General features: G+C 51.6%; 13 protein-coding genes and 1 pseudogene. 6 read left to right on the top strand and 8 right to left on the bottom strand.

The features are described 5' to 3' along the window. Positions 1-131 precede the first annotated feature (131 nt). Together AC5E51_RS09720 and AC5E51_RS09715 are read left to right on the top strand one after the other, a co-directional pair. Positions 132-509, top strand: coding sequence for a helix-turn-helix domain-containing protein (locus AC5E51_RS09720; RefSeq protein ID WP_068439534.1), 378 nt, complete (start codon positions 132-134; stop codon positions 507-509). After that, positions 506-1,819 (top strand): type II toxin-antitoxin system HipA family toxin, encoded by a 1,314-nt coding sequence (locus AC5E51_RS09715; RefSeq protein ID WP_491778506.1) that lies wholly within the window; start codon positions 506-508, stop codon positions 1,817-1,819. The genes AC5E51_RS09720 and AC5E51_RS09715 overlap by 4 nt, the downstream gene beginning before the upstream one ends. 48 nt (positions 1,820-1,867) lie before the next feature. Here AC5E51_RS09715 and AC5E51_RS09710 read toward each other — a convergent pair whose 3' ends face one another. The 4 genes from AC5E51_RS09710 to AC5E51_RS09695 form a co-directional block, all read right to left on the bottom strand. After that, on the bottom strand, positions 1,868-2,332 hold the full coding sequence (locus AC5E51_RS09710) for a hypothetical protein (protein WP_068439532.1): 465 nt from the start codon (positions 2,330-2,332) through the stop codon (positions 1,868-1,870). Between the two features lie 40 nt (positions 2,333-2,372). Continuing rightward, positions 2,373-4,316, bottom strand: coding sequence for a putative bifunctional diguanylate cyclase/phosphodiesterase (locus AC5E51_RS09705; RefSeq protein ID WP_068439529.1), 1,944 nt, complete (start codon positions 4,314-4,316; stop codon positions 2,373-2,375). A 276-nt stretch (positions 4,317-4,592) separates the two neighbouring features. Further along, complete coding sequence (locus tag AC5E51_RS09700) at positions 4,593-5,735, bottom strand: fatty acid desaturase family protein (RefSeq protein ID WP_491778505.1); 1,143 nt, start codon at positions 5,733-5,735, stop codon at positions 4,593-4,595. Between the two features lie 139 nt (positions 5,736-5,874). Then, complete coding sequence (locus AC5E51_RS09695) at positions 5,875-6,915, bottom strand: AraC family transcriptional regulator (protein WP_068439526.1); 1,041 nt, start codon at positions 6,913-6,915, stop codon at positions 5,875-5,877. 129 nt (positions 6,916-7,044) lie between these two features. On the opposite strand from AC5E51_RS09695, the gene AC5E51_RS09690 reads away from it, so the two are divergent. Both AC5E51_RS09690 and AC5E51_RS09685 read left to right on the top strand, forming a co-directional pair. Further along, a complete protein-coding gene (locus AC5E51_RS09690) occupies positions 7,045-8,772 on the top strand; it encodes an AMP-binding protein (protein WP_297531946.1) in 1,728 nt (575 codons plus the stop codon). Positions 8,773-8,944: 172 nt separating this feature from the next. Beyond that, positions 8,945-10,204: pseudogene (locus tag AC5E51_RS09685) on the top strand (acyl-CoA dehydrogenase C-terminal domain-containing protein); the annotation flags it as partial. A 65-nt stretch (positions 10,205-10,269) separates the two neighbouring features. Here AC5E51_RS09685 and AC5E51_RS09680 read toward each other — a convergent pair. Then, positions 10,270-12,093 carry a HAMP domain-containing protein gene (locus AC5E51_RS09680; protein WP_491778504.1) on the bottom strand — a complete coding sequence of 608 codons (1,824 nt, stop codon included), beginning with the start codon at positions 12,091-12,093 and terminating at the stop codon, positions 10,270-10,272. A gap of 256 nt (positions 12,094-12,349) precedes the next feature. On the opposite strand from AC5E51_RS09680, the gene AC5E51_RS09675 reads away from it, so the two are divergent. Then, positions 12,350-12,979, top strand: coding sequence for an OmpW/AlkL family protein (locus AC5E51_RS09675; RefSeq protein WP_297531942.1), 630 nt, complete (start codon positions 12,350-12,352; stop codon positions 12,977-12,979). A gap of 62 nt (positions 12,980-13,041) precedes the next feature. On the opposite strand, the gene cls is transcribed toward AC5E51_RS09675, so the two are convergent. The 3 genes from cls to murI all read right to left on the bottom strand — a co-directional run bounded on the left by cls (position 13,042) and on the right by murI (position 16,049). Beyond that, positions 13,042-14,439 carry a cardiolipin synthase gene (gene cls / locus AC5E51_RS09670; RefSeq protein WP_068439520.1) on the bottom strand — a complete coding sequence of 466 codons (1,398 nt, stop codon included), beginning with the start codon at positions 14,437-14,439 and terminating at the stop codon, positions 13,042-13,044. Positions 14,440-14,526: 87 nt separating this feature from the next. Next, positions 14,527-15,078: a GTP cyclohydrolase I FolE gene (gene folE, locus AC5E51_RS09665; RefSeq protein WP_068436502.1), complete on the bottom strand. Its 552-nt coding sequence runs from the start codon at positions 15,076-15,078 to the stop codon at positions 14,527-14,529. An 83-nt stretch (positions 15,079-15,161) separates the two neighbouring features. Next, positions 15,162-16,049: a glutamate racemase gene (murI, locus tag AC5E51_RS09660; RefSeq protein ID WP_491778503.1), complete on the bottom strand. Its 888-nt coding sequence runs from the start codon at positions 16,047-16,049 to the stop codon at positions 15,162-15,164. Between the two features lie 116 nt (positions 16,050-16,165). Between murI and AC5E51_RS09655 the strand changes: the two genes are divergently transcribed. Then, positions 16,166-17,164, top strand: coding sequence for a DUF484 family protein (locus AC5E51_RS09655; RefSeq protein WP_297531935.1), 999 nt, complete (start codon positions 16,166-16,168; stop codon positions 17,162-17,164).

Genomic DNA, 17,164 nt, shown 5'->3' with positions numbered 1-17,164 from the left:
AGCTTTGTGTACGGGAGAAGAAAGGTGCGTACTCTACTGCGATTGGTGGAGCTTGCATAGTATAAATACTTTTTACTTTAAGGATCATTCATGATTAATTATATATATTAATGTTGTTTAGGAGGTCATAAATGAGTGAGTATGATCTTGATCCACTGTCAGATCAGCAGATTCTGGCAAAGTTGGCCGGGCGGCTCCGGAGTGAGCGTCTCCAGCGTAACGTTACACAGCAGGCGCTGGCTGATCTCGCTGGGGTGGGAGTGGCCACACTGCGGCGTTTTGAGGGCGGAGAGGGCAATCTGAGTCTGCTTAATCTTATCGCTGTTTTACGCGCCCTCGGGCTTGTGCACCTGTTGGATGCATTGATTCGTGAGCCTGATGTCAGCCCGATAGCGAGCCTCCGAGAGAACGGTGCCGGGATTTATCGGGAGGCGCCCATACGTCAGAGGGCAAGACCTGAATCGTCATCGGCAGATGATGCAAGCTGGTCGTGGGGCGATGACGAATGATCAGCCTGGCGGAAGTGCAGCTTTGGGGACGCACAATAGGCGCTGTTCAATGGAACAGTGTGCGCCAGCTCGGCGTGTTTGAATATGCCCCTGAATTCCTACGCTCGGGTATTGAGTTGGCACCACTGCAGATGCCGTTAAGAGCGGGGCGTTTCAGTTTTCCTCAGCTGGCTCATGAGACCTTTAAGGGCTTGCCGGGAATGTTGGCTGATGCCCTGCCGGACAAGTTCGGTAATCTCCTGATTGATCAGTGGCTGGTGGCACAAGGGCGTGATCCGGGGTCATTCAATCCTGTTGAACGTCTGCTCTACATTGGGCAACGGGGAATGGGGGCGCTGGAGTTTGCTCCGGCGACGCGAGGTCATGTAGGCGCTGGAACGCCAGTCGAGTTGTCCGAGTTGGTGTCGCTGGCGAATAAAGCCCTGAATCAGAAGCAGGGCCTTGCGGTAGAAATTATTGAAGGCGAAGAAGACGCTCAGGCGTTGAACCAGATTATTGCAGTGGGAACGTCGGCGGGTGGTGCACGTGCAAAAGCCGTCATCGCATGGAACGAGCAGACCGGAGAGGTGCGCTCCGGGCAGTGCGATACAGAAGCGGGCTTTCGGCACTATTTGCTCAAATTCGACGGCGTTGCGGCGAATCGTGATAAAGAATTGGCAGACCCTCAAGGTTATACCCGCATTGAATATGCATGCTATTTGATGGCACAGGCTGCGGGCATCGAGATGATGCCAAGTCGCTTACTTGAAGAAAACGGTCGTGCGCACTTTCTGACCCAGCGGTTTGACCGGTCTGAAACTGGCAAGAAGCTTCATATGCAAACGCTCTGTGGTATTGCTCATTACGATTTTAATGTGGCAGGCGGGTATTCTTACGAGCAGTGCTTTCGTGTGATTCGTCAGGTTGTGAAGAGTCAGGCACGCGTTGCTCAAGAGCAGCAGTTCCGGCGAATGCTGCTTAATCTGATGATACGTAATCAGGATGATCATACGAAGAATATTGGCTTTCTCATGAACCGTCAGGGGGTGTGGTCTCTGGCGCCCGCTTATGATGTAACTTATGCCTACAACCCTGATGGGGACTGGACTTCTACTCACCAGATGTCTGTCAACGGCAAGCGGGATCATTTTGCCCTTGATGACCTCATCGAATGCGGTAAAGCAGCGGACATTCGGGAGCGACAGGTTAAAGAGTTGATTAGCGAGGTGGGAGAGGCTGTCCGAGACTGGAGAAGGTTCGCCCAGGAGGCAGGCGTCCCGGAGGATTGGGCCGCCTCTATTGAATCGTCCTTCAGGAAGTTTTCAATTTAAAATATCGCTAATGATATACTGGTGTTAATTTATGCAATTTAGTGATCATTAATGATCTTTTGATTCGTTCCATTTGAACAACAGTAAACGTACACGCTCATCGCATGGCTGATGCCAGAAGTTGGTGTCTTCGTACCACTCTCCGAGCATGTCGAGGCCAGGCTCTGCCTGGCAGGCGCCGATCTCAATGGATGACTCTTTGCCGTAGGCATCATAGAGCTTTTCAAGAAGAAGCTCGCAGCGCTCTGCGTGGTCGGCTAGCAGAAACGGCTGATCAAGGTCTGCTTCCAGCTCGCGGATAACGGACCAGCCGGTTTCTCCCATCTGATAGAGAGTGTCCTGAGAAATACCATGCAGGTCTTCGAGTGCGAAATCCCAATCGTCCCAGTCATCGTCCGGTTGAATCAGAGTTGTCTTGACGGTGCCGTCCGCCAGAGACCAGGCGATTGCGACGGGGTGTGCGCTGTCTTCGTATGAGCTGGCATCAATCGCAACAAAAGACGGGTATTCCACGGCGGACTCCAGATATAAATCGATTAGTCAGGCGGCGAATTTACTTCGCCGCCGGTCGGTGTGCAATATTGCAGTGCAATAAGTCGTCGGGGTGCAGGAACTGCTCGGCGTCTGAGGCACTCACTGGGTGACCATAATAGAACCCTTGTGCGAGATCACAGCCGTTGCGGATCAGAAAATCAGCTTGCTCAGCGGTCTCAATTCCTTCAGCCACAATCAGCATATCGAGGTTTTTGCCTAACGTAATGATCGAAGCGGCAATGGCCTGATCGGCAGTGCTCGTGCTCAGGTCCTTCACAAACGTCCGGTCGATCTTGATGGCGTCGACGGGTAAGTTCTTCAGATAATTGAGTGATGAAAAGCCGGTGCCGAAGTCGTCAAGGTAAATAAATATGCCATGTTCTCTGAAATACTCGAGGACGTGGCGGGCATGAGTGAGGTCCTGCATCAGCAGGCTTTCAGTGATCTCAACTGAAATCAGCGAGGTTGGTATGCCTATTTCTTTAATCGTGCGGACGATATCCAGATGAAAATTCGGAATCAGGAACTGTCTTGGGGAAATATTGATGCTGATGTTGGCCTGGTAGCCTTGCTGGTACCACTCTTTTGCCTGGATGCATGCTTGCTCAAGAATCCAGAAACCAATCCGGCCGATCATGCCCGCATCTTCTGCGATATGGATGAAGCTCTCTGGTGATACGAACTCACCGTTAGACTTTGGCCAACGCAGTAACGCCTCAAAGCTGTGGAGGTGGCCAGTTGACATCCCCGGTCGTATATCGTGGAGGCACACCTTAGGTTGGTAATATAACTCCAGTGCGTTGCTTTCCAGAGCCTTGCGCAGACTGGTCTCAAGGGACATACGCTGAACGGCGATACGTTCCAGCGATGGCGTAAACAGATGGTAGCAATTTTTACCATTTGCTTTTGCACGGTACATGGCGATGTCGGCATTACGCATAAGAATGCCGACTTCTTCGCCATCGGTAGGGTAGATGGCTATACCCATAGAGGCGCCAATGACGAACTCTCTGCGTCCGAGGCGAATCGGATCACACAAGCGAAGCAGAAGATGCTCTGCGGACTCCAGTACTTCATCGTGGTGCTCGACGTGGTTGAACAGTACGATAAATTCGTCACCACCAACACGGGCCAGTGTGTCTCCTGGGCGCAATACTCCCTGAAGGCGTTGGGCGACCTCAATGAGCAACTCGTCCCCGGTACTATGACCAAGGCTGTCGTTGATGGTTTTAAAACCATCCAGATCCAGATAGCAAAGAGCAAAGCGCTTGTGTGTATCTGTGGCTTCTTCAATGGCCTCAGACAGTTTCTGCTGCAGGTGTACGCGGTTTGGCAAGCCGGTCAGGCTGTCATGGTACGCCTGGTAACTGATGGTCGCTTCTTTTTCACGGACTTCCGTAATATCGCGGATCATCCATATAAAGCCGGCAACTTCATGGTGATGTCCGTATATCTCCAGTGTTGTTCCGTCATGAAACTTGTATTCATCGAACGACGATTTACCGGGATCACGAATCGCCGCCAGTTGACTATGCAGCTTCGTTTTATCGCTGAACAAGGAGCAGGAGTAGTGGAACAGGTCGGTGCCCGACCGAGAAATGACTTCGTCCCGTGAGGTGCGGAGCAACTCTACGTAGCGGTCGTTGAACGCTACGACATGATCATCCTTGTCGACAACAAGAATGCCTTCGTTTGACGCATTGAGCGTGGCATTGAGTACCTCGTAGGACTGACTCAGTTCCTGTTGTGACTTTCGTTGGGATTCAAGGTTGCGGGTCAGGGTAGCGTTCCGCTCCAGCATGGTACGCGCACTCTGCTCAAGCGTTTCCATGAGGTCGGACCGCTGTTGATCCAGTAATTCGTATGTTCGGTCAACGTCCCGGAGCAGCGCCTGAAAGTTTTCGGGCAGGCTCGCCTCTTCTCCGAGGTGTTGCTTTATGTGTTGCTCAAGCCTTTGGTGCATAGGGCCGCCAGGTACCTGTTTGTTTTTGTAGTTGTCGGTAAGCGTGGTGACGACCTGACGGGAGAATCAGGACGGCCTGACATCCGCTGGTTGGCGTGGCAGTGAATCGAGCGTATCCGGTTATTTTGTCCTGTCTGCATCTTCCGCTCTGACTTTTGAAGGAAGGTATGCAGGGCATCCGGAAAAAACTCGACTTTTGCTAGCGGCAACCGGCTTCTGTTGCTCGATTATTTCTCTATAAAACGGTTTGTTTAAACGTCTCAGGAGTGTGATGGATCACGAAACTCTGAGCTCCTCCGCATCAGCCGTACACTCTATCTCGTTTGTCTCATCCACGGTAATCGTGCGCGCTGGCGCTGCAGGCACGGAAAGCGCTTTCATGTGGCGATAATGGCCTTTAATGGCTGCCCAAATCGTTGGGTACGAGCGCAGTTCATAGCCCAGTTCTGCTGCTTTCTTTTCAACCATAGGGTGCAGCTCAGCGTAATGCACATGGCTCACACGTGGGAACAGGTGATGTTCTGCCTGAAAATTCAGTCCTCCGAGAGCCCAGGTCAGAAAACGACTGTCCGTGGCGAAGTCTACCGTAGTACGCATCTGATGTACGGCCCACTCATCCGGTAATACACCACGTTCGTCCGGGCGGGGGAATTCAGCTTTATCTACGACATGTGCCAATTGGAAGATAACGGCGAACAGGAAGCCCAGAAAAGCGTGCATCAGAAGAAAACCGAGCAGTGCTGGGCCAGCTCCCAAAGCAGCCATTGGAATAAGCAGATACAGGGTCACGTAGATGGCTTTCGATGCCCAGAACTCCACATGGTCAGCGAGCTTCATGCGGTGCGAATAATCCCTGCGGGCAATTTTCTGGCTGCCATAGGCTTTAAAATCCAACGCAAAGAACCAGAACAGACTGGTAATCAGGTACAGGAACCAGACATAAAAATGCTGATATTTGTGAAATGGGCGATGCGGTAGATGAGGGCTCATCCGGAACAGTCCGAGAGCGTCGATATCCTCGTCCGCCTCGTCGACATTGGTAAAGGCGTGATGATTGCGATTGTGCTTCTGTGCCCAGTAGTAGCGATTACTACCAACGAGGTTGAAGGACATCGCCATCAGGCGATTGACCTTGCGAGAACCGCTGAAAGATTCATGTGCACCGTCGTGCATGATATTGAACCCGACCAGTGCTGTAGCTATGCCATGCAGTGCCCAGGCAATGTAATGCATTGAGCCAGACAGACCGTAGATGAGCAGGTAGCTCCCTACGTACAGCAGGGCAATAAAAATGGCTTTATTATGCAGGCGATCATCGCCGGTTTTCCTGATTCCTTTCTCTCTGAAGAAACGGGTCACTTCTCCAGATAATTCCTGATATACCGGGCGTTTGCCGGACTGAAAGTGTACGTGAGACATGTTAATTATTCTTTAGTTATGAGGCCGCAGCCTGTGCTTTTCGGACGCTCGTTTCTTCCACTTCCGTATGGACAATCAGCGCCTCAAAGTTATCGTTATTATACAGGTGTTGTGAAACTATGGTTGGAAATATTGTGACTCAGGACACATGTTTGGTCAGTTTTCGGTAATTTAATGGTGTGATTCCCATCCATTTCCGAAACGCCCTCACGAAGTTTGACGTGTCTGTGTAACCTAGTTGCTCGGCGATTTCTGAAACCTTCATGCTCGAGTTGCCAAGCAGTCTTGTGGCCTGTTCACGTCTTACTTCTTCAACCATTTTTCGGAAACTGGTGTTGAGCTGTGCCAGTTGCCGGTTGAGGGATCGGGCGCTGATACGCAGGCGCTCTGCAACATCTTCTAGTGATAGGCCGCTGCCGTAACTGATCAGAAGTGTACGGACCCGTGACGCAAGATCGATGTGCTCACCCGGCGCTTCCGCCAGTAGCCGTTCGCATTCCTGCTCAGCGCTATGACGAGCAACGCTGTTCGCTGTTGATACCTCGAGGCTCAGAGCTGCTTTGGGTAATACAAGTTCGTACTGATCACAGTTAAATTCGACGTCACAGCCTAACAGTTGTTCATAGAAAGCCACCGGTCGCTGTGCTGACTCGACCAGTCTGATGATTGGAGCCAGGATGTCATTATTACGGGTCAAAAAACGCGCAATTGTTACCAGCGTCGATAGAATGTTGTGCGCAATAAAAGGGTAGGAGTCGGGCAGGGCGGCTGCTCTGATAATTTCCAGAGCGCATTCATCCTGCCCCTGACGAAACCGAATGCGCGCCAGCCCCGTACGGGTGCCCGCATAACGTACGGCGAGGGACAGGCCTTCACCGAGCGTCTCGCTTGCCATCACGGCAAAACCAAGGAAGCCATGGCTGGCGATGCTCATTCTTCGCCCGTGCTCCAGCCCCAGCAGAGGATCGTTTGACAGGCGATAGGCGTTGCGTACGATCTGGTCATACTCACGCGCTGAGATATGTGTGCCGGGTTGTCCGAGCGCACGTGGCGAAAGGCGGGTATTTGTGACTAACTGTGCCGGGCTTATCCCTCGGTTAGCCAGCAGCTCCAGCAAGGGGATCAGGTACTCGTTAGTAAACAGCGGGTGAACCGCGGATATTTCCTGACGTCCGGGCATGATAAACCTGATACAATGTGTGGCGATAAATGACCAAAATGATGTCACGAATATCACTTTCGCTCAAACTCGCTTTGCTTCATAGTCTGGGCGCCATAAAAAACGATCAAATAAACAGGGGAAAAACCTATGGATGCGTCTTTCTGGGACGGCAAACGTGCGCCCGGTATCGTTGATACCATCAATGTGAATGAATACGATTCGGTTGTTGAATGCATTGACAGTGCGTTCAAGCGCTACGCTGACCGCAAAGCATTCACCAGCGTAGGCTACACTCTGACCTATCGTGAAATCGACGAGTACAGTGCTGCATTCGCATCCTATCTACAGAACCATACTACCCTGCAGCCAGGCGATCGTGTCGCGGTTCAGATGCCGAACATTATGCAGTGTCCGATTGCGGTATACGGCGTTCTTCGTGCCGGTATGATTCTTGTGAACACGAACCCGCTGTACACTGAACGCGAAATGCTTCATCAGTTCAACGACTCAGGCGCTAAAGCCCTGGTGTGCATGGACATGTTCGCTAAGTCGGTTCAGAGCATCCTGCCAGAAACGGGCCTGAAGCACGTTATTGTGACCAGCCTTGCAGACATGCTGCCATTCCCTAAGCGTCAGCTGATCAATGCTGCTGCTAAATACATCAAGAAAATGATCCCGGATTACTCGTTGCCAACCGCTGTGCGTTTCCGTAAAGCGCTGAGCCTGGGTAAGTCTGCGGGTGCCTATAAGAAGAACCACATCACTGGTCACGACAGTACTATCGTTCTGCAGTACACCGGTGGTACTACAGGTGTTGCGAAGGGCGCTGAGCTGACCAACCTGAACCTGATTGCGAACATGCTGCAGGCGCGCGCCAACATGGCACAGGTTGATGATAACGGTAAGCCACTGAAACCAGCCGACGGCGCTACCGTAGTAGCTCCGCTGCCTCTGTACCACATATACTCTTTCACTGTTCACCTGATGGCGATGCTGGATTCTGGTGATCACAGCATCCTGATCGCGAACCCTCGTGACCCAGGCATGTTCATTAAAATGATCAAGCCTCATCGTCTGGACGGTTTTGTTGGTCTGAACACACTGTTTGTCGGGCTGTTGAACCACCCTGAATTTAAAGAGTGTAACTTCGAGCACCTGAACCTGACTCTGTCAGGCGGTACTGCTCTGATGGATGACACTGCCAAGCGTTGGAAAGAAACCACAGGTTGCGGTATCTCAGAAGGTTATGGTCTGACTGAATGTTCGCCAATTGTTGCGGTTAACCCAGCGGCTGGTCTTGAGCGTCTTGGTACTGTGGGCCAGGCTGTTCCGGGCACGTCACTGAAGTGTATCGACGATCAGGGTAACGAAGTGCCTCAGGGCGAGCGCGGTGAGCTGTGCGTTAAGGGTCCTCAGGTAATGAAAGGTTACTGGAACCGTCCTGAAGCGACCGCTGACTCTTTCACTGAAGACGGCGAATGGCTGAAGACCGGTGACGTTGCTGTTATCGATGACGATGGTTTCGTGAAGATCGTTGACCGTATCAAAGACATGATCCTGGTATCTGGCTTCAATGTTTATCCAAACGAAATTGAAGAAGTTGTGGCAGCGCATCCTGCTGTTGAGAACTGTGCCGCGATCGGTATTCCGGATGCGAAGAGTGGTGAAGCAGTGAAACTGTTCATTATCTCTACCGATAAGAACCTCACTGCGGATGACATCAAAGCTCACTGCCGTGAAAATCTGACCGGTTACAAACAGCCTAAGTACATTGAGTTCCGCGATGAACTGCCAATGACTCCGGTTGGTAAGATTCTCCGTCGTGAGCTGAAAGACGAAGAAGCTGCTAAGAACAAAGAAGCTGAGCCGGCTTAATTCCGCTCGGTACTTTGTTGCAATTTGCTGAAAATAGAAACGGCCCCTCATGCAGGGGCCGTTTTGTTTCTTGACCTATCTCAATAACACCCGCAGAACCCCCCGGACTTACCAGTGTGACACCCTCTGTTGGTCATCGCGGCCAATCGCTGCTTCTGGCTGCCGCTGAAAGAATGCTGATGGTAGCTACAACATCACCGGGACTAAGATTTTTATTTCTTCGGGTGAACACGACTTTACCGACAACATTATTCATATCGTACTTGCCCGTCTTCCTGATGCGCCTGCAGGCACAAAAGGTATCTCGCTGTTTATCGTGCCTAAGCTGAATGTGAACGACGATGGTAGTGATGGCGAGACGAACAACGTGACCTGCGGTTCTATCGAGCACAAAATGGGTATTCACGGTTCGTCTACCTGTGTCATGAACTTCGACGGTTCTAAAGGCTTCCTGATCGGCCCTGAGAATAAGGGCCTGCACTGCATGTTCACCTTCATGAACACGGCTCGTCTGGGTACTTCTATTCAGGGTATCGGTGCGGCTGAACTGTCGTTCCAGGGCGCACTGCCATATGCCAAAGAGCGTCGTTCAATGCGCTCCCTGAGCGGTAAGAAGAGTCCGGACAAAGTGGCTGATGCACTGATTGTTCACCCGGACGTACGTCGCATGCTGCTCACTCAGAAAGCCATCGCGGAAGGCGGTCGTGCCATGCTGTATTATGCAGCGACGCTGGCAGACAAAATGATGGCCTCACATGCCGCAGGCGATATGAAAGGCTACGAGGACTGGGACGACAAACTAGGCTTCCTGACGCCAATCATGAAAGCGGGTCTGACTGAACTGGGTTACGAAGCGGCGAACCACGGTGTTCAGGTATACGGTGGTCACGGCTTTATTAAAGAATGGGGCATGGAGCAGATCATCCGTGATACTCAGATTGCCAAGCTGTACGAAGGCACGACGGGTGTTCAGGCACTCGACCTGCTGGGTCGTAAGATCCTGCTGGGCCGTATGAAGTCATTCGACGACTTCCGTGCGGTTGTGAATGAGTTCATCAAGAACCACAAGAACACCAAAGAAATGAAGCCGTTCATCAAGCAGCTGAAGCGGGCGATGATTGCCTGGCGTCTCAATACTTTCCGTATTGCGTTTAAGGCACGAAAAGACCGCGACATGGTAGGTGCAGCGTCAGTCGATTACCTGATGTACTCCTGCTACATCGTGATGGCCTTCTTCTGGGCTAAGATGGCGGATGCTGCGTTCACTAACGTAGCGGCTGGCAAAGACGTCGACTTCCACAAGGCGAAAATTCAGACCGCGGAATTCTATTACGATCGTCTTCTGCCTCGTGCGAAAGCACACAGGAAAATGATGCTTAAAGATCCTAAGTCTCTGATGCAGATGGATGAGGAGAGCTTTGCTTTTCTGTGAGTGAGATCTGACGATAATAAAACGGCCAGCAATTGCTGGCCGTTTTATTATCCGGGATCTATCAATCAGGCTTCGACTTCGCTTTCATCATCGTCACGCACTGACTCGTCAGAGTGATCATAGAGCGCAATCGAAAGATCAATATCGAGCGTATTATCATCGCTTAACTGTCGATTTAGCTCGCCATGGAAGCGGGTTGTGGTGATGTATTCAGCCAGACCAAAGTGCGGATGAGGCGTTACTTCGTCGGTTCCTTCCGGTAGTACCAGTGAGAAGTGAACCTGTGCGGTGGCGCCTTTTACTTCCGCACTGGATTTGAGAAGCGTTGCACGTTCCAGCATTGGCTCTCGTTCGAGAATCAGGCTGATCAGGAATGACAGCAGTCCGGCCGGTTCTGATATCACTAAAGAGAATGGCATCTGAGTCACGGTTCGGACAGACTTAAGAATCTCAGATTCGTGTAGCAGGTCGTCGAAGAGCTTCGGCAGATCAACAGCGCCCTGGCCCTCGTTGGTGCAATGGCGCAGATACTCGCGCATGACCGGCATTCTGCCTGGGAGGTCTGCACCTTCTGGGTAGTGCTCTTCCATTTCTGCAAGCAGCCACTTCTTGAACTCATTCGTCGACTGCTGATTCACCTGAGCATTTTTCTGCTCCAGACGGGTCTCGAGGCGCCTTACTGTTTCACGGGCCTTCTGTTGCTCTGTGTACAGCTGCTCCGTGCGCTCGGTGACTTTATTCTCAAGTGACGCTGCTAACTCATGAGCACGGCGGGTTGCAGACTGTTCGCGGGTTTTATCCAGCATGCAGATCAGAACTTCACGAGGGCGCGATTCACTGAACTGGAGCGTTTGCATGGTGATATCGAAATAGCACTTCTCATTGCGGAAGTTGGCAATGGTAAATTCGCCATGCAGTCGCGATATGCGGCCAAGCAATAACTGGTTAATCTTTTCCCGCTGCTCCGGACCTTTAAGCCCCCGAACCATGTCACGGATATGTTCCATCGCACTGGGCATGGACTCCAACTCTTGGCGCGTGGTCGCCAGATGCCGTGCAAAGTGGTTATTACATTGAAGATGGTCAGACTCAGGCAGGTATCTCGCAAAGCCCAGAGAGGCGTTGTCAATTGCGACTGTCAGCTGCTCTTTGGTTTCGACCAGCTGCTCTCGGGCCTGCTCCCGTTCCTGGGCGTCACTGCGAAGGGTTTCGCGCATGCGGTTAATTGCGTTGGCGACCATGTCGAGCTCATCTGATCGCTTATGTTGATCGCTGAACTGCAACGGATCATCAAGATTATTCAGGTTGAAGGTATGTGCCCACTGGGCCATAACATCCAGGCGCCGGGTGATCAGCAGACGTACCATCACAAGAATGAAAATAGAGACGGAGAAAGTCTTGATGAACTGGGTGCCAATGATGGTGACCGCTTTATGTTTTAGGTCGTCGTAAAGCCCGGTGTAGTTCACATTCAGGTAAAGGTTACCAAGTTCGTATTCCTGAGAGGCGCTCTGGTGCGTCAGCGGAAACGAATAATGAAGGTCCGCGGCGGCATAAATATCTCCCGCGCTCTGTACCAGCTTCTCACGACTTTCGATGTAGACGTACACCACACCCGGGAAGTTGAGGATACCGGAGAGCTGAGATTCGATCTGGCGGTTGTCAAAGTTCCAGAGGCTGTAGCTGATACTTTCCTGGTAACTGGCGTGGATCTGATCGAGGTTGCTGCGGTATTGGCTCACCCCGCGGCGGTAATCAGAATAGAGTACAAAGCCCGAGGCCAGGACACTGACGATAAAGCTGAAAGCCAGAAGATATGACAGCAGACGCACGCCAACGTGGCTTTTCTGAACGAATTCCTGATCAGTCTGTTTCTGCGGGCTACTCAAGTCCTGTGTCCTGCAATTATGAAAGTTATACTCGTTTTGTAACTATAGGCCAGAAAACAAATTTTGACGACCCGAGATCAACAGGGTCATATTCTCTGGCTTGTTTCGTACATTCTTCGCCGAAAATTGACATAGATCGTGCTTCGCGCCTGTGAACCGTTCGTTGTTGTTTTGTTCTTGATTTGTATCAAATGACGTCAATGTCATTTACGTACTCTGGCTGTGTTTTCTATTGCACAGACATAAGGAGTGCGCGATGAAACTGATGAAAACCCTGATCGCTGGTGCTGTATCCATGGCTTTCCTTCCTGCCGTTCCCGCATTTGCATACGAGGCCGGAGATATTATCGTTAAAGCCGGCGTAATCAACGTAATTCCTAAAGATGGCAATGCAGAGGTGGGTAACTCTGAGCTGGACATCGACTCTGATATCCAACTCGGCCTGACCGGTGTGTACATGGTCAGCGACAAAATCGGTATTGAGCTGCTTGCAGCCACTCCTTTTACACACACCGCAGAGGGCGATGGTGGAGATATTGATGGGGTTGATGTTATTACCACTAAACATCTCCCACCAACACTGTCGGCTCAGTTCTATCCAATGGATGCAGCGTCGAAAATTCAGCCATATGTTGGTTTAGGCGTAAACTACACCTTCTTCTTTGACGAAGAGGATGATGCTGGCCTTGGCTCTAACGGACTGAAACCAAGCTTTGGCTTAGCCTACAGCGCCGGTGTTGATTACATGGTCAACGATAACTGGTTGGTCAATGCGTCTGTCTGGAAAGTGGATATCGACACTGAGGTAAAAGGTGGCGCTGCGGATGGCCTGGATGTCGAGATTGATCCTGTCGCCTTTATGGTTGCGTGCGGCTATAAGTTCTGAGCAGCCATCATGACCAATAAAAAAACCGGGCGATTGCCCGGTTTTTTTTATTGCTATTGGTTTTACAGCACAGGCGCTATAAGGCGAAGCAGGCGCGCAAGAAGCTGCTTCCACCAGCGCTGATCGACGTGAGTAGGGCGACAATGGTCGAGGTCATCAAGCATCATGGCCTCGATTTCAGCAGCGAACTCTTTGTCTTTAATCAGAGCGCCAATTTCGAAGTTGATGCGCAGCGAGCGGTTATCCAGATTGGCACTGCTGACGCACGACCACTCATCGTCTACCAATAGAACTTTCTGATGCAGGAATCCGGGCGTATAGGTGTAGAACTGCACCTGAGCTTTCTGCAGAGAGGCAACGTAGCTGCGGTTCGCCTGAGCTACCATCCAGTTATCAGAGATACCCGGAAGAATAATCCTGACATCAACTCCACGCAGGCCAGCCAGTTGAAGCGCAGCATAGACGTTCTGGTCCGGAACGAAATAAGGGCTGACGATCCAGCAGCGCTCTGTGGCGGTGTTAATCATGTGGGTAAAAAAGAGGCTGCCGCTGTCGTAATAATCGGCAGGACTTGGGTTGATGCACATCACTTTGCGCTTACCCATGATTTGCGGCTGCTCCCAGCGCAATTCAGGCGTGACGCCTGTAGCCCACATCCAGTCTTCGCTGAACGATAGCTGAAATGCCAGCGATACCGGGCCAGACACGCGCATGTGTGTATCTCGCCAATGACCTATTTCCGGATCTTTACCCAAATATTCAACACCCACATTGTGACCGCCGACAAAGGTTGTGTGATCATCGATAATCACCAGCTTACGGTGGTTACGGAAATTGATGTTGGTGCGGTTGCGCAGTTTGAGTGGGTTAAAGCGTGATACTTCTATGCCAGCATCTGTCATCTGCCTGATGAAATTCTTATCCAGACCACCAGAGCCGATTTCATCATAAAGCAGGTAGACCCTGACACCTTCAGCCGCTTTCTGGCACAGTACATCAGCAAAGCACTGTCCCAGAGCATCGTCGCGGAAAGTATAAAACTGCACGCAGACGGTATGTCGCGCTGTTCTTGCTGTATTGAGGATAGCATTGAAGGTGTCGTGTCCGTTAATCAGTAGCTGAGTGTCATTGCCATCCAGCATCGGGACGCGAAAAAGTCTCTGTAGTGGCAGGGTGGTCGTGTCAGGCGACAGTACAGCATCAGTCAGAGTTTTACGGATCTGTCGCTGACGTTTAGCCAGGTGCGTGTCCTTTTTTCGGCGAGCGCGACGATAACCTCTGAAGCGGCGACTACCAAAGAGAAGATAAACGGGAAGGGCTACCAGTGGCATCAATATCAGAGCAAGTACCCAGGCGGCTGTTCCCTGCGCGGTCCGGCCTTGCCACAAAGCGTCAGCGGCGGCTGCTATGCCGCCGATGTATAAGAGGATGGGCCACACCCACCAGGCAAAAGCTTCCATAATCTTCCTGAGACGACTTTAAGTCATGTGAAAAGGCGCCTGGCGCCATTCGATATCAGACGGGTCAGCAGGTGAGGTGGCTTGTAATCAGAGGCCGACGAGTCTCATGAATTCTTCACGGGTCGCCTGATTAGCGCGAAAGTCACCCTTCATCACCGAGGTGCGCATCATTGAGTTCTGCTTCTGTACGCCACGCATCATCATGCACATGTGCTTGGCTTCAACGATGACACCTACACCACGACAGCCCGTGACTTCTTCTACGGCTTCCGCGATCTGTTTCGTCATGTTCTCCTGAATCTGAAGTCGACGTCCGAACATGTCAACAATTCGCGCGAACTTGGAGAGGCCGAGTACTTTACCGTTTGGCAGGTAACCAATATGGCATCGGCCGATAAATGGCAACATGTGGTGCTCACACAGTGAGTAAAACTCGATGCCCTCTACTACAACCATTTCGTCGTTATCGCTGCTGAATACGGCACCGTTGACTACTTCATCGATTTTGGTCTCGTAACCACTGGTCAGGAACTGCATCGCTTTCGCAGCTCGTTTGGGTGTATCCAGAAGGCCTTCGCGTGAGACGTCTTCGCCTAATTCAGTTAATACATCACTGTAAAGTGATTCTAGTTTCGACATTTTGGTTCCGTCGCTTATTCAGATTTGAAGTAATAGTACTTAATTCGATGAAACTTATACAGGATTTTGTGCTTGTATAAGTTTTATTGTGTTATCGGCCAGTCGAATGGCATTCGTTTTACGCGCTCGCCAAGCTCAGAAAGGTAGCCAGCGACGCCATCAGGCTCCTGTCTTCCGGTCCAGTGCAAACATGTATGGCTCCCGGTTTCTCCAGGCAGACCGCTTTCCGCCGAAACCCTTGTTTCTGAGATATTTACTGACCTTGTTGAGACTGCATCACGGAGTATTTTATCGGTCTGGCGAGCAATTGCTTCACCTGAGTCAATCCAGTGATGATCCGGCCAGAGATGTTCTAACTCGTTGCGCAGCAGTGGGTAGTGTGTACAGCCAAGTACAATGGCTTTCATGTCCGGGTACGTCTCCAGCCAGGGGCCAAGGTGGGCCTCAAGTTCTGAACTGACGTCCTCACCGGAGACCGCACGCTCCGCGTAACTGACCAGCAGTGGGCTTCCAAAACGGTGAACTTCGAAGCCATAAGCGAAGTCTGATATGAGGTTGTCGGTGTACGGGCGCTTCACCGTCGCGGGAGTTGCGAGAAGACCGAATGAGGTATCAGCCGAACTCGCGCAATGCCCGGCGGCGACTCTCACCGCGGGCACAACGCCCACAACTGGGATGTCGAGTACTTCACGGAGTAATGGCAGGGCTAACGTACTGGCAGTGTTGCAAGCGAGAACAAGTACCGCAGGATCGAAGCGCTCGACTGCTGCCTTGCATAATTCAGGGATTCGGCGTTCAAGGAGGCTATCACTCTGATTACCGTACGGAAAACAGGCTGTGTCCATCAGGTAATGAAAGCGCGTTACCGGGAGTTTCTTGCGGACCTCACGAAGTATCGACAGACCACCGGCGCCAGAGTCAAAAATCAGGATGCTGTTGTCTCGGGAAACATGAGGCGTGGAGGTAACCACTGAAGAGAAGTCCGCAGGTTAGTCAGTATTGCCGGCATTCTATCAAAGAAATTTCGCTCATGCCGGGCAAAAATCAGGACAGCGTCTACACTGAGTGGAACGGGAGAGGACAAACCTTGGAACTAGCGGAATTACTCGAAAACGCCCGCCGCAATGAAGCGCTGCTGCAGCGTCTACAGGCGTTTGAACTGCAACTGCTGTCAGCCCAGAACTGGCAGGATTTTCTGACCTTACTTCTTGAAGCCTTGCCTTCTCAGTTTGATCTGGACGCCGTCAGTTTGCGCATCTGTGACCCAGATGGAGAAATTAAAGCGTCGATGCTTCAGTCTCTCGATATCGATCAGGGAGCATTGCTTAATCAGATCGAATTCAAAGTCAGCTTACCCATAAGCAAAGCCGATGTTATCGACACACCACCACCGTGGCGTTCGGGTCTGCGTTTGCCTTTAATGCGCAGTGGCGAATACATTGGCCAGCTATGTATGTTTTCATCTCGAGAAGATCGTTTTACCGCCGGTATGGCGACCGATTTTATGCAGCATCTGGCGGCAGTGATCGCTGCTTGCCTGGTGATGGTGCGGCAGTCTGAGGCACAGGCGCTGATGGCACTGACTGATCCACTCACTGGCGCTGAAAATCGTCGGGGGTTTGATCGTGTTTATCGGCGTGAATGGGCCAGAGGGCAGCGGCAGCATCATGTATTTGCGATGGTGCTGATGGATATCGATCACTTCAAAAAGGTCAACGATATTCACGGCCACGGCACAGGTGATCGCGTACTGAAGACGTTATGCCGGACATTGAAATCGACCATACGACCCACCGATCACATCGGACGCCTCGGCGGAGAGGAGTTCGCATTGATTCTGCCTGGTTGCCAGCCAGATCAATTAATTGCGGTGGTTTCCCGGGTTCAGGAGTCGATTCGTGAAATGTCGGTATTGAATGACTCGGGCAAGCGTGTGCCCGTGACGGCGTCGGGGGCTTTTATTGCAGTCACGCCACGTCCGCATCAGGATCTGTCAGTCGAGCAGGTGCTCGATCATCTGGATAAGTATCTGTACAAAGCAAAAGCGGCCGGCCGGGATCGGTTCCTGCCGGCGGCATCTGCCTGA

It is taken from the genome of Thalassolituus sp. (assembly GCF_984348125.1).
This window is presented reverse-complemented; position numbering and strand designations above follow the sequence as displayed.

Excerpts from the sequence above, each read along its gene's own strand:
- cls (WP_068439520.1), bottom strand. The coding sequence starts at position 14,439 with ATGGAAGCTTTTGCCTGGTGGGTGTGGCCCATCCTCTTATACATCGGC.
- AC5E51_RS09690 (WP_297531946.1), top strand. The coding sequence starts at position 7,045 with ATGGATGCGTCTTTCTGGGACGGCAAACGTGCGCCCGGTATCGTTGAT.
- AC5E51_RS09705 (WP_068439529.1), bottom strand. The coding sequence starts at position 4,316 with ATGCACCAAAGGCTTGAGCAACACATAAAGCAACACCTCGGAGAAGAG.
- AC5E51_RS09715 (WP_491778506.1), top strand. The coding sequence starts at position 506 with ATGATCAGCCTGGCGGAAGTGCAGCTTTGGGGACGCACAATAGGCGCT.
- folE (WP_068436502.1), bottom strand. The coding sequence starts at position 15,078 with ATGTCGAAACTAGAATCACTTTACAGTGATGTATTAACTGAATTAGGC.
- AC5E51_RS09720 (WP_068439534.1), top strand. The coding sequence starts at position 132 with ATGAGTGAGTATGATCTTGATCCACTGTCAGATCAGCAGATTCTGGCA.
- AC5E51_RS09695 (WP_068439526.1), bottom strand. The coding sequence starts at position 6,915 with ATGCCCGGACGTCAGGAAATATCCGCGGTTCACCCGCTGTTTACTAAC.
- AC5E51_RS09675 (WP_297531942.1), top strand. The coding sequence starts at position 12,350 with ATGAAACTGATGAAAACCCTGATCGCTGGTGCTGTATCCATGGCTTTC.
- AC5E51_RS09700 (WP_491778505.1), bottom strand. The coding sequence starts at position 5,735 with ATGTCTCACGTACACTTTCAGTCCGGCAAACGCCCGGTATATCAGGAA.